The sequence below is a fragment of the Lysinibacillus sp. LZ02 genome (assembly GCF_050613145.1).
Taxonomy (GTDB): Bacteria; Bacillota; Bacilli; order Bacillales_A; family Planococcaceae; genus Lysinibacillus_B.
Map to the genome: position 1 here is coordinate 3160574 of NZ_CP192507.1, position 12778 is coordinate 3173351.

Annotated in this window: 14 protein-coding genes; 7 read left to right on the forward strand and 7 right to left on the reverse strand. The window is 37.7% G+C overall.

The window, feature by feature from the left end; all coding sequences use genetic code 11:
* Positions 1–24: 24 nt before the first annotated feature.
* From ACQQ2I_RS15340 to ACQQ2I_RS15360, 5 genes are all read right to left on the reverse strand, one after another.
* Positions 25–1290 carry a TRAP transporter large permease gene (locus tag ACQQ2I_RS15340; RefSeq protein ID WP_431027647.1) on the reverse strand — a complete coding sequence of 422 codons (1266 nt, stop codon included), beginning with the start codon at positions 1288–1290 and terminating at the stop codon, positions 25–27.
* The gene (locus ACQQ2I_RS15345) at positions 1290–1760 is read right to left on the reverse strand and encodes a TRAP transporter small permease (RefSeq protein ID WP_431027648.1); all 471 of its coding nucleotides are present in this window, start codon (positions 1758–1760) and stop codon (positions 1290–1292) included. Before ACQQ2I_RS15345 ends, ACQQ2I_RS15340 begins: the two co-directional genes overlap by 1 nt.
* A gap of 128 nt (positions 1761–1888) precedes the next feature.
* Complete coding sequence (locus tag ACQQ2I_RS15350; RefSeq protein ID WP_431027649.1) at positions 1889–2896, reverse strand: TRAP transporter substrate-binding protein; 1008 nt, start codon at positions 2894–2896, stop codon at positions 1889–1891.
* 13 nt (positions 2897–2909) lie between these two features.
* On the reverse strand, positions 2910–4274 hold the full coding sequence (locus ACQQ2I_RS15355; RefSeq protein WP_431027650.1) for an FAD-binding oxidoreductase: 1365 nt from the start codon (positions 4272–4274) through the stop codon (positions 2910–2912).
* A gap of 238 nt (positions 4275–4512) precedes the next feature.
* Positions 4513–5073: a YufK family protein gene (locus ACQQ2I_RS15360; RefSeq protein WP_431027651.1), complete on the reverse strand. Its 561-nt coding sequence runs from the start codon at positions 5071–5073 to the stop codon at positions 4513–4515.
* Between the two features lie 161 nt (positions 5074–5234).
* Between ACQQ2I_RS15360 and ACQQ2I_RS15365 the strand changes: the two genes are divergently transcribed.
* Genes ACQQ2I_RS15365 through mnhG form a run of 7 tightly spaced genes read left to right on the forward strand, consistent with a single transcriptional unit; the run spans position 5235 to position 10993 of the window.
* The gene (locus tag ACQQ2I_RS15365) at positions 5235–7652 is read left to right on the forward strand and encodes a Na+/H+ antiporter subunit A (RefSeq protein WP_431027652.1); all 2418 of its coding nucleotides are present in this window, start codon (positions 5235–5237) and stop codon (positions 7650–7652) included.
* A complete protein-coding gene (locus ACQQ2I_RS15370) occupies positions 7639–8061 on the forward strand; it encodes a Na(+)/H(+) antiporter subunit B (protein WP_431027653.1) in 423 nt (140 codons plus the stop codon). The genes ACQQ2I_RS15365 and ACQQ2I_RS15370 overlap by 14 nt, the downstream gene beginning before the upstream one ends.
* The gene (locus tag ACQQ2I_RS15375; RefSeq protein ID WP_431027654.1) at positions 8061–8402 is read left to right on the forward strand and encodes a Na(+)/H(+) antiporter subunit C; all 342 of its coding nucleotides are present in this window, start codon (positions 8061–8063) and stop codon (positions 8400–8402) included. The genes ACQQ2I_RS15370 and ACQQ2I_RS15375 overlap by 1 nt, the downstream gene beginning before the upstream one ends.
* Entirely contained in the window at positions 8395–9882 is a 1488-nt protein-coding gene (locus ACQQ2I_RS15380) for a Na+/H+ antiporter subunit D (protein WP_431030528.1), read from the forward strand. The genes ACQQ2I_RS15375 and ACQQ2I_RS15380 overlap by 8 nt, the downstream gene beginning before the upstream one ends.
* Before the next feature lies 1 nt (position 9883).
* The gene (locus ACQQ2I_RS15385) at positions 9884–10363 is read left to right on the forward strand and encodes a Na+/H+ antiporter subunit E (protein ID WP_431027655.1); all 480 of its coding nucleotides are present in this window, start codon (positions 9884–9886) and stop codon (positions 10361–10363) included.
* On the forward strand, positions 10360–10641 hold the full coding sequence (locus ACQQ2I_RS15390; protein WP_431027656.1) for a Na(+)/H(+) antiporter subunit F1: 282 nt from the start codon (positions 10360–10362) through the stop codon (positions 10639–10641). Before ACQQ2I_RS15385 ends, ACQQ2I_RS15390 begins: the two co-directional genes overlap by 4 nt.
* Positions 10625–10993, forward strand: coding sequence for a monovalent cation/H(+) antiporter subunit G (gene mnhG, locus ACQQ2I_RS15395; protein ID WP_431027657.1), 369 nt, complete (start codon positions 10625–10627; stop codon positions 10991–10993). Before ACQQ2I_RS15390 ends, mnhG begins: the two co-directional genes overlap by 17 nt.
* A gap of 66 nt (positions 10994–11059) precedes the next feature.
* Here the strand turns inward: mnhG and ACQQ2I_RS15400 are convergent, their stop codons facing one another.
* Together ACQQ2I_RS15400 and ACQQ2I_RS15405 are read right to left on the reverse strand one after the other, a co-directional pair.
* Positions 11060–11299 carry a hypothetical protein gene (locus ACQQ2I_RS15400; RefSeq protein ID WP_431027658.1) on the reverse strand — a complete coding sequence of 80 codons (240 nt, stop codon included), beginning with the start codon at positions 11297–11299 and terminating at the stop codon, positions 11060–11062.
* 84 nt (positions 11300–11383) lie between these two features.
* Positions 11384–12742 (reverse strand): aspartate aminotransferase family protein, encoded by a 1359-nt coding sequence (locus tag ACQQ2I_RS15405; protein WP_431027659.1) that lies wholly within the window; start codon positions 12740–12742, stop codon positions 11384–11386.
* Between the last annotated feature and the right edge of the window lie 36 nt (positions 12743–12778).

A 12778-nucleotide genomic window follows, 5' to 3' on the forward strand; every position in this document is an offset into this window, starting at 1 on the left:
TTGTCACACCCTTATAAAATAATCCTATTTTACTAAGAATAAGCTTAATTGTGGAATAAATGAAATAATAAGTACGCCAATAATCATGACACAAACAAATGGTATAATCGCTTTCATAACCCCTTCAAATTTTGTTCCAGCAATTTTATTAGCAACAAATAAATTTAAACCAACTGGTGGGGTAATATAACCAATAGCTAAGTTCACAATCATGATAATCCCAAAATGCACAAGGTCCATACCTAATGCAGAAGCGACCGGTGCCAATATCGGTGTTAAAATGAGGATTGCTGCAGCCGTTTCCATAAAAGTCCCTACCACTAGTAAGATGACGTTAATTATTAATAAAGCAATAATCCAGTTATCTGTTAAACTTAGCAGTGCTTCCGTAATTTCCATTGGAATGCGTTCACGCGTTAAATAATAAGCAAAAATCGAAGCACCTGCAATAATATACAAAATTGTCGCACTCATTAACATAGATGATGAAAAAATTTCAAATAAATCTTTGAGTTTAATTTCACGATAAATGAATACACCAACAATTAAACCGTATACTACTGCTACTAATGCCGCTTCTGTTGCAGTAAAGAATCCACTATAAATCCCACCTAAAATAATAACTGGCATCATTAAAGCTAAAATCGAATCCTTTAATGCAACCAATAATTCTTTCACACTATGCTTCTCTCCACCTCCATAACCTTTCATAAGAGAGATCACATAAACTAAAATCATTAGTAGCATAACAATAAAAATACCTGGAACAATGCCAGCAATAAACAAATCACTAATTGATACACCTGCTGTTACACCAAATAATACAAGCGGCACACTCGGTGGGATAATCACACCTACTGTCCCTCCAGTAGCTTGAATCGCAGTGGAGAAATTTTTATCATAGCCCTTTTTCACCATTGCTGGAATCATAATCGCCCCCACGGCCGCTGTTGTTGCAGCTGCTGAACCAGATAACGCTGCAAAAAACGCACAAGAGACGACGGATACAAGTGCAAGACCGCCCTTCACACGACCAAGCATCACTTCAGCTAAATGAATCAGTCGTTGAGAAATACCACCACTTTCCATCAATTTTCCCGCTAAAATAAAAAATGGAATCGCGAGTAGTGGAAAAGAATCCACCGAATTAAACATACGTTGTAAAATCGCTACTAATGGTACATTTCCTTGAATCGTAAAAAAAATAACTGCCGTCATCGATAAGGCTACCGCAATCGGAACATTAATAATGAATAATACAAGTAATACGATAAATAATAAAATATCCATTACTTCGCCTCCTCTTTAATTTGTTGAACAGTTACATCTAATAAGTTCACCATTAAAATAACACCACTTATTGGTACAACCGCATATACTAGTCCCATTGGAATTTGTAAGACGGGCGAAGGTTGATTCATCACTTGATTTGACAAGGTGATCCCTTCTTTAATCATAATAAAGAAAAATACCATGGAAACAATCCCCGCTAATACAATCATGATGGTTTTCAACATCCCTCTTACTCTTTCGACAAGTAACTCCATGCCAATATGTGCTCGCTTAGATAATGCATAAGCTGCCCCTAAAAATGTAATCCAAATTAACGAATAACGAGACAATTCCTCTGTCCATGCTAAAGGCTGATTTAATACTAAGCGGAATAAAATTTGACATAATACTGTAATTACTAGTTCAGCCATTAACAAAACTAAAAAAATATGTACGACAGCATTCATGCGATCTATTAATGTTCTCACTATCTAACCCCTCCTGTTCGATTTTTATTCATTCAATACTGAACATACCTTCCATCCTTTGCTACTAAAAACGACAAATAAAAACGAGAAGATATTCTCCTCGTTTTTATCTAATTTTGTCTAAAAATTTATTTTTGCTGTTCTAAAATTCGATCTAACAACTCTTTATTTGATGTTTCATTGTAAAGCTCTTCAATCTTGCTTCGGAATTCTTCCACATTTACCTCTTCAATGATTTCTATGCCATTTTCTTTTAAACGGGCTAAAGCCTCTGTTTCATTATCAATTACTAATTGTCGCTCATAAGCCCCGATTTTTTTTCCTTCTTCCATTAAAATCTCACGTAAGTCTTCAGGTAACTTATTGTATGTAGACTCACTTAACATAAAGACCGCAGAAGAATAAGCATGACCTGTTAATGTCATATACTTTTGATTTGCATCATATAACTTGTAGCTATCAATAACTAAAATAGGATTTTCCTGTCCATCTACTACACCTGATTGCAATGCTGTTAATGCTTCTGTCCATGCCATTGGTGATGCACTTGCACCTAACTTTTCAAATGCTGAAATAAATACCTTATTTTCTTGTGTACGGAATTTCAATCCTTTTAAATCATCTGGTGTTTGTATAGGACGAACACTGTTTGTAATATGGCGGAAACCATTTTCCCCCCAAGAAAGCGGGATAATCCCGACGTCTTCTAATTGAGTAAATAACTCTTTTCCAATGTCACCTTCTAACACTTTTACCGCCGCATCACGGTCATTAAATAAAAATGGTAAATCTAATACACCGAAATCTGATACAAAGTTAATGATTGGGCCAGATGTTGAAACAACTAAATCAACTGAACCTAATGTTAAGCCTTCAATTAACTCACGCTCCGCCCCAAGTTGGCTTAGTGGAAACGTTTCAATTTTTAAACGACCATCAGATTTTTCTTCTACATTTTTCGCTAGTTCTTGCATAGCTAGCTCAAATGGATGATCTTCAGCTAATGAATGCCCCGCTTGTAATACGAATGTTTCTCCGTCACCGCTATCACTAGCAGTCGTATTATCCTCTCCGCCACAAGCTACTACAACCATCGTCATACATAATAACAATACCCCTAATAGAAACTTTCTCATCTTCTTCCTCCCCTTAGTCGATAAAGATTTTTCCTGGATTCAAAATATTATTTGGATCGAATGTATGTTTAATTTGTTTCATCAACCCATAAGCTACGCCATGTTCAGTCGACTGATATTTAGCTTTACCTACACCAACACCATGCTCACCTGTACATGTTCCCCCTTTAGATAGGGCAAAATTGACTATATGTTCATTTAACTCTTTTGCTAATTGAATCTCTTCTTCACTTGATAAATCAATCATTAATAGTACATGGTAATTGCCATCCCCTACGTGCCCAACAATTCCAGCTTCCATTTGCATGCTATCAATTTTGGCACGGGTATTTTCAATCGCCTCTGGTAATGAGTTAATTGGTACAACTACATCTGTTGTCATCAATTTCTTTCTAGGTGACGAGTGAATATACGTATAGGCAAGATTATGACGTAATTCCCATAAATGATTGCGGGCTTTTTCATCTTGTTCAAAGGCAAAATTTAGGCAGCCGATATCTTGCAAAATTTCTTGCGCAAATGCAATATCTGCATTTAGCCCCGCTTCATTACCATGAAATTCTAAAAATAATGTTGGTGCTTCTTCAAATGAAGTGTCCGAATTAGCATTCACTAATTGGATACTGCGCTGATCTACAAGTTCCATACGCGCCATCGGAATACCGGCCCCTGTAATGGCAACGACAGCATCAACTGCTTGCTGTACTGTCGGGAATGTGGCACGAGCGGCCATAATTTTTTCTGGAATTCCATAAACACGTAAGGTTAATTCTGTAATAACGCCTAATGTCCCCTCTGAACCAACCATCAAGCCATTTAAATGAATACCAGATGATGATTTTGCTGCTAAACCGCCTGTACGAATAATGCGTCCATCTGCTAGTACAACTTCTAAATCACGTACTTGATCACGCATAATGCCATATTTAACAGAGGTTGTACCACTTGCATTTGTCGCAGCCATTCCTCCAAGTGTCGCATCTGCCCCTGGATCTACGGAGAAAAACAAGCCGAATTTCTTTAATTGTTTATTTAGCTGTGTTCGCGTAATCCCAGGCTGAACACGTACTAAAAAGTCATCGTTACGAATTTCCAATACTTCATTCATTAAAGACATATCAAGCGATATTCCACCATTATATGGAATAACATGTCCCTCTAGGCTCGTCCCAAGACCAAATGGTACTACCGGAATTTTGCGTTCATTCGCAAACTGTAATATTTTACTGACTTCTTCTGTTGTCTTCGGAAACACTACCACATCCGGTAAATGTGGCTTGTGATACGACTCATCCTTACTGTGTTGTTCCAACATGACTTCATTCGTTGTGACTTGATCAGTTGGAAGAATCTCTTTTAATTGTTCGATGTAATTCATTTTCTTTCCACCCCACCATAATAGGTCCAACCAATTAACCTAAAAAGATTGGACACTATAAAATATCAGGACTTAAATATGTGTTTACATCATACGTAAACCCCATTGGTCCAACCACCACTAGAATATACTTAATTTTCTAAAAATACAATGTTTTTTGTGAAATAATTTCACTTCTCGAAAAAAAGAAAAAGCATTTATAACGTATATAACGTCATAAATACCCTCTTTCATCCCTCTACACAAACGGTAAACTAGCAATTACCCCATTGTATAACTTGATTACGATGTATACAATCACTGTACTAAATAATGTCCAAAATAAAATTTCAAAAAAGATTAATCCAATCAGTCCCGTTAAGCTCATAAAATGACTCATTTTATATACTGTGTACACAAAATAAATGGCTACTGTTACGACAAAAATACTAATTAATAAGGCAAGTGACTGGATACCCACCGCTGATAGTAACGCCCCAAAAAAGAAAATGACGTAACCCCCACGTGCCACACTCATCGTTTCTCCATTTTGATCCTTCGAGAAAAATAGCATCCCCAGTTCATGAATGGTTTCTCCTATGAGCTTGAGCGCTGAAAAAAGCATAAAAAAACAGAGCGCAAATAGTATAAGTAAAAATACTTTTAGCTCCATATCCGATAAAAACTCTCTCATGCCTGCATATACACCAATTGCTTGAAATAAGTTCATCGATTCTGAAACAGCATAAATACCAAATGTTAAACTAAAAAGCAAAATCGTAAATAACGGTAAATAACCATATAAATATGGATTTTTCATAAAATTTTAACCCCATTTTTTTGTTGTTCCTTCATATTTAATAATACCCAATAAATATCGCTCATCGCAACAACAGAAGGTAATAGTTGGCATGCAACGATACGAACTTTACGTTATAATTGGCTTATTGATATAAAACATATTTGAAAGGAGGCATTGCAATGCAAGTACTTGCCATATTCATTCCGATAATTGCAGCACTTTTGTTACCTTTACTATTTAAAAAAGTTCGAGCTATACACACGGGATGGTTTGTACTGCTAGTGCCGCTCGCCTTACTAGGCTACTATATTCCATTTGTCAAAATGACGATGAATGGAGATACCGCTATTTCTACATTCGAGTGGATTCCGTCATTAAATATTTCGTTCACTTCCTATTTAGACGGATTGAGCATACTCTTTTCCATTTTAATCACAGGAATTGGCTCGTTAGTGGTGCTTTATTCGATCTTTTATTTAGATAAAACGAAGGAACAACTGCATAACTTCTATATTTATCTATTAATGTTTATGACTGCGATGCTTGGAGTCGTTCAATCTGACCATGTCATTACACTTTATTTATTTTGGGAGTTAACATCGATTTCATCGTTCTTGCTTATTGGCTACTGGTTTAATCGAGATAAGTCTCGCTTCGGTGCCTTAAAGTCGATGATGATTACGGTTGCTGGTGGTTTAATGATGCTTGGAGGCTTCGTTTTACTGTCCATCATGGGTGATTCCTTCTCTATTCGTGAGTTGATTGCCAATGCTAGTCATATTGCTAACCACGAATATTTCACATTAGCCTTAGTATTAATCTTACTTGGAGCATTTACAAAGTCAGCACAGTTCCCATTCTATATCTGGTTACCAGATGCAATGGAAGCGCCTACACCCGTGTCAGCGTATCTTCACTCTGCCACAATGGTGAAAGCGGGTATTTACTTAGTTGCTCGTTTTACCCCTATTTTCGCGGTGTCGGAAGTATGGATTTGGCTTGTTGCGGGAATCGGATTATTAACATTATTCTGGGGCTCTTTATTTGGCGCAAAACAAACGGACTTAAAAGGTATTTTAGCTTTCTCAACAGTGAGTCAGCTCGGTCTTATTATGTCCTTATTAGGCGTCAGTGCAATGGCCTTTCATGTAGAAGATGCAGCGAGCAATGTATTTAAATACGCTGGGTTCGCAGCGATTTTCCATTTGATTAACCATGCTACATTTAAAGGAAGCTTATTCATGATAGCTGGGATTGTCGATCATGAAACAGGTACACGTGATATTCGCAAGCTCGGCGGCTTAATGAGCTTAATGCCTGTCAGCTTTACTGTTGCATTAATCGGGAGTTTCTCTATGGCGGGACTTCCTCCATTTAACGGTTTCTTGAGTAAAGAAATGTTTTTAACAGCTATGCTTTCGGTCCAAGAATTCAACTTATTCAATTTTGAGACTTTTGGTGTGCTATTCCCGATTATCGCTTGGATAGCAAGTGTGTTTACATTTGTGTATAGCTTCTACTTTGTGTTTAAAACCTTCACAGGTAAATTACAACTAGAAAAACTACCAAAAAAACCACATGAAGCACCCGTCGGTATGTTAGTTTCGCCTGTCATTTTAGCAAGCTTTGTTGTGGCGATTTTCTTCATCCCAAATATTATTGGGGTTTATTTTGTGAAGCCAGCTGTTGCAGCTATACAGCCATTCCTTTACACATCGCCTAACCAAGTCAATATAGAAGTACAGGCATGGCACGGTCATATTACAACAGAATTACTTATGACAATTGGGGTAGTCATTGTCGGTTTACTGCTATTTGTATCGCTTGCCAAATGGCAAAAAGCATACTATGTATGGCCAAATAAGCTATCATTAAATAGCTTGTATGATTTCATCCTTGATTTCGTCTTAGAAGAAGGGGTAGAAAACTTTTCAAATCTTTATATGACAGGTTCAATCCGCAAATATTTAACGTATATGTTTGCAGCGATTACAACAATTGTCATTAGCACACTGTTTATTACAGATGCTTTTGTCGTGTCATTTGAAAACGTTTCTCCGATTGCCATTTATGATATAACATTAATTATCGTCCTTGTTATTGGAACACTGACGACACTATTTGCCAAATCTCGCATTACAGCAATCGTCGGTCTTGGTGCAGTCGGCTATACAGTCGCGCTGTTCTTTGTTATTTTCAATGCACCGGACTTAGCGTTAACACAACTTGTAATTGAAACGATTTCGGTTGCGTTATTTTTAATGGTATTTTATCACTTACCTAAACTTGAGCGTGTCGAAGAACGTATGCGCTTCCAAATTGGACGAGCAATTATCTCGATTGCCGTTGGGGCAATGGTCACACTACTTGCCTTATCAGCTCACTCACAGAAATTGATTGCATCCATTTCAGAGTACTATAAAGAAACGGTATATTCACTTGCAGGTGGGGGTAATATCGTTAACGTTATATTAGTAGACTATCGTGGCTTTGATACATTATTTGAAATTGCCGTACTCGGTATTGCAGGTATGGGCATTTACGCCATGATTAAATTACGTTTAAGCAGAAAGGAGAAAGCAAATGAGAACCAATAATTTAATCTTGCAATTTACGTCTAAAATTGTGTTCTTTATGATTTTCTTCTTTGCTGTGCATATTTTCTTTGCAGGACACTACACACCCGGTGGTGGTTTCGTCGGTGGGCTTTTAATGGCCAGCGCCATTGTTTTACTGGTGGTCGCTTATGATTTAAAAACCGTGCAAGCGATTTTGCCGCTAAATTACATGTATATGACAGCGACGGGGCTCATTTTAGCGTTAGGAACTGCTGCATTTCCAATGTTCCAAAACAAGCCTTTCTTTACACATTCTTATGATTACTTTAACTTACCGTTAATCGGAAAGACGTCGCTTCATACAGCAGCATTGTTTGACCTTGGTGTATTTTTAGTTGTTGTCGGTGTGACAATGACCATTATTCAAACGATTGGGGAGGATGAATAATGGAAATTGTAATGGCTTTTGTATGCGGCTTCTTATTTATGGCTGCGATTTATTTAATTTTATCGCGTTCCCTTCTGCGCATTATTATTGGAACAGGTTTACTCAGTCACGGGGCACACTTACTCATTTTAACAATGGGTGGCTTTGGTGGTGACCATCCACCTGTATTAGCAGATGGCGTCACAAGCTATGTTGACCCGCTTCCACAAGCGCTTATTTTAACAGCGATTGTTATTTCGTTTGGGGTTACGGCATTCTTCCTCGTACTCGCTTATCGTTCCTATCAAGAACTTGGCACAGACGATACGACTAAGATGAAAGGAAGCGAAGATGATGATTAACTTCCTATTAATTCCGATTATCATCCCATTTTTCATGGGGATGGTATTAATGTTTTTACAAAACAATATACGACTACAGCGTATTTTAACGTTACTTACACTATTTTGTGCTTCGTCCATTTCGTTCCTTGTCATGTTGAAAGTACAAACTGATGGTATTCAATCCGTTACATTCGGGAACTGGCCTGCACCATTTGGGATTACAATGGTCGCTGATGGCATGTCTACATTATTAGTGTTTACAACATTCGTTCTCGCGTTCTTCATTGCTTGGTATAGTTTTGAAACAATTGGACGTGAGCGAGAGCAATTCTTCTACTACCCTGGCTTATTATTTATTTTAACTGGGGTAACAGGAGCATTTACGACAGGCGATATTTTCAACTTATTCGTATTCTTCGAAGTGTTGTTAATGTCTTCTTACCTATTAATTGTGCTCGGTGGAAAAAAAGGACAACTCCGCGAATCAATTAAATATATTTTAGTGAATGTCATTTCATCTGCTTTATTTGTAATTGCAGTAGCATATCTGTACTCCGTTGTTGGCACTTTAAGTATGGCAGATATTTCAGTGAAAATTGCTGAAATCGGTCAGCCGGGTATTATTACAACGATTGCTGTGTTGTTCTTAATGGTTTTCGGATTAAAAGCAGCGATCTTCCCGCTTTACTTTTGGTTACCTAGCTCATACGGTGCAGCACCAATTCCCGTGCTTGCGCTATTCGGTGCATTACTTACCAAAGTAGGTGTTTACGCGATTATGCGTACATACACGCTGTTCTTCGTACACGATGTAGCGTATACGCATGAGTTACTGCTAATCTTAGCTGTTCTAACAATTGGAGCTGGATGCATCGGAGCACTTGCGACATTCAATGCGAAACAAATTATCATCTATAATATCGTCATTGCCGTTGGGGTTATTTTATTTGGTGTTGCCCAAATGAATGAAATTGGTTTAGAAGGCGCGATGTTTTACTTAGTACACGATATGATTATTAAAGCCGTGCTATTTATGCTTGTAGGGATAATTATTTATGTCTCTGGTACGGCTAACTTACGAAAAATGGGCGGCCTGATGAAAACGTATCCGGCACTCGGTTGGTTTTATTTAATTGCTGCGTTCGGTTTAGCCGGTATTCCACCACTTAGCGGATTCGTCGGAAAGCTATTAATTGTACAAGGTGGATTCGAAGCAGGGAATATTTGGAGTAGTATTTTTATTTTAGCCTCTAGTTTAATCGTATTACTTTCCGTTATTCGCATTTTCATTTATGCGTTTTGGGGGAGTGAAGGTGAGCGTGTGACGATAGAGAAACATCGCTACAATCGTATGTTTTATCCGACAGCTATCCTTGTGATCATATCGATTGCATACGGTGTTGGGGCAGAATGGGTCACACCATTTATGGACAATACCGCGAAAATGCTTATAGATCCAACGATTTATGTCGATGCAGTGATGAAAGGAGGAGAATAGCATGGCCTTGCAAATTTTACTTAACTTCTCCTTAGCATTTTTATGGATGTTTTTATCTGATCACTTTACAGCAAACGGCTTTTTAATCGGCTTTCTTTTAGGGGCACTTTCCCTTGTGATTATGCGCCGTTTCTTTACAGGACGCCTTTACCTGGAACGGGTTTGGTCCGTTATGAAATTAACGTTACTATTTCTAAAAGAGCTTATCCTCGCTAATATTGCCGTTTTAAAGGTTGTATTAAAGCCAAAATTAGATATGCAGCCAGCATTTTTTAAATATGAAACAGCATTAACAAAAGAATGGGAACTAACACTACTTTCAAGCTTAATTACATTAACGCCCGGTACAGTCGTCGTGCATATTTCGGATGATAATAAATACTTATACATTCATGCCATCGATTCGGCAGATGTTGATGACACGATTGCATCCATTCGAGATTCATTTGAAAAAGCTATTTTGGAGGTGAGCCGCTTATGACTATATTTATTTGGAGCTCAATTGTCCTCATGACGCTTTCGATGATTGTCGTCATTTATCGCCTTGTGAAGGGACCCGATGCCTCTGACCGTGTCATTGCACTGGATACAATTGGTGTCTGTTTAATTTCATTAGTCGGCTTGTTTTCGATTATGGTGGATACAAGCTTCTTCTTGGAAATCATTTTATTGTTAGCGATTTTATCGTTTATCGGTACAGTTGCTTTCTCTAAATTTATAGAGAAAGGAGATATTATCGAACGTGACAATTCTCGCTAATATTTTAATTATTACTTTTATCGCTATCGGTGTATTATTTATCATCGTCACAGCAATCGGCTTATACCGACTGCCTGACCTATATACGCGTGCCCATGCTGCCTCAAAAAGTGCAACACTCGGGGTTATGTGTATTTTACTCGGAGTATTCTTTCACTTTTGGCTGATTGAAGATCATTTCAATGCCCGTATCCTACTCGGGATTTTATTTATTTTCATTACAGGTCCTGTTGGGGGACATATTATGAGCCGCTCATCCTATATTGCTGGTGTAAAACCTTGGAAAGGTACAGTACATGATGATTTGAAAGAAGAAATTGAACGGATGAAAAAAGAGCAAGGCATTCAATAAGTAAAGCACACAAAGCCTATTTTTTAAGCTTTGTGTGCTTTTTTCATCTTTTGAAAATGGGTAGCATTAATAGTATGGATATGGTGGGTATGGGCCGTATGGTGGGTACGGTCCATATGATGGGTATGGTGGGTATGACGGATATTGTGGATATGGTGGGTATATGGCATTTCCTAAAAAGCTACCTAAAAATCCGCCTAAAAATGGGCCTCCAAATGGAAGTAGTGCTCCACCAAAGCCAGGCCCTCCAAAAAATCCGCGCCCTGGCCCTCTATTATAGCGAGGTCCTCTGTTATAGCGTGACATTACATCCCCTCCTCTACTGTAGCTTATGATATATAGAACATTCCTTTGGGGATGCTTGCCTATTTATTCACCTAGAAAGATTCATTAGCTTTGAGCTCGAAATACTTTCTTTAAAACAGCAATAATAAATTCAATATCACCATCTGTACAACAAAGGGGAGGACTTAATGTAATAATATTGTTAAAACCCTCAACCGTATCACTATTTCTTCCAATGATTAAACCATTTGCTTTACAATCTGCAATAATTTTATCTACGCGTTCTTTACTTGCTGGTTGCATAGAAATTTTTTCTTCCACTAATTCAATTCCAATAAGTAAACCTAAACCTCGGACATCACCGACAAATGATAATTCTAATAAATCCTGTAGTTCATAAAGTAACTGTTCCCCTAAATCTTTAGAGCGTTGAATTAGATTTTCCTCTTCTAAAATTTTAATATTTTCTAAAGCTACTGCACAGGCGGCTGGGCTACCACCAAATGTATTTATATGTCTGAAATGGCTTATACCATCCTCTCCTTTAAATTTCTCGTAAATATTTTTACGAACAGCTGTAATGGAGAGAGGTAAATAGGCACTCGTGAGCCCTTTTGCCATTGTAATAATATCCGGCTTAATATCAAAATGTTGGTGACCAAAAAATTTCCCGGTACGACCAAACCCACAAATAACTTCATCCATAATAAGTAATACACCGTACTGTTCACAAATACGTTTTACTTCTTTCACATAACTTGGATGAGGAATTAAAATTCCCCCTCCCGTAATAAGTGGCTCCATTATGACCGCTGCAATCGTTTCTTTTTGCTCCCATCTAATTTTCTCTTCAATTTCTAGTGCTCGTTCGATGTTATAAAGTTCAATTGACTGTCCTTTTGGGCGACGATAATTATCAGGTGGGGCAACATGTAAAAAGCCAGGTGTTAAAGGTTCATATTTATATTTTCGCAATGATTGTCCTGTTGCCGCCAATGCACCAAAAGAACTGCCGTGATAAGCACGATAACGAGAAATAAATTTAAAACGGGATGCCTCGCCATTTTGTTCGTGAAACTGCCGTGCCATTTTAAATGCCACCTCATTTGCATCGGATCCACTATTGGAATAAAAAATCATATAGTCATCATCAAGCAGATGATTAATTTTTTCCGCTAACGTAATAGCAGGCTCATGACTTTGCACCAATGAAACATAACATATTTTTTTCATTTGTTCATAAGCTACTTTTGCTAAACGTTCCCGCCCATACCCTATGTTAACAGCCCACAATCCAGACATTGCATCTAAATAACGATTACCATTACTGTCTGTAATCCAGGCACCCTCTCCAGACGAAACAATCATTGGGGATGACTGTTCTTTATACATTGACATATGATGCCATAAGTAATCACGATCTTTTCGTTGTAATTCTTTTGTAAAATCCTCAATTCGTTCCATCAACATGACCTCCATTTAATTATTATCCATAACATA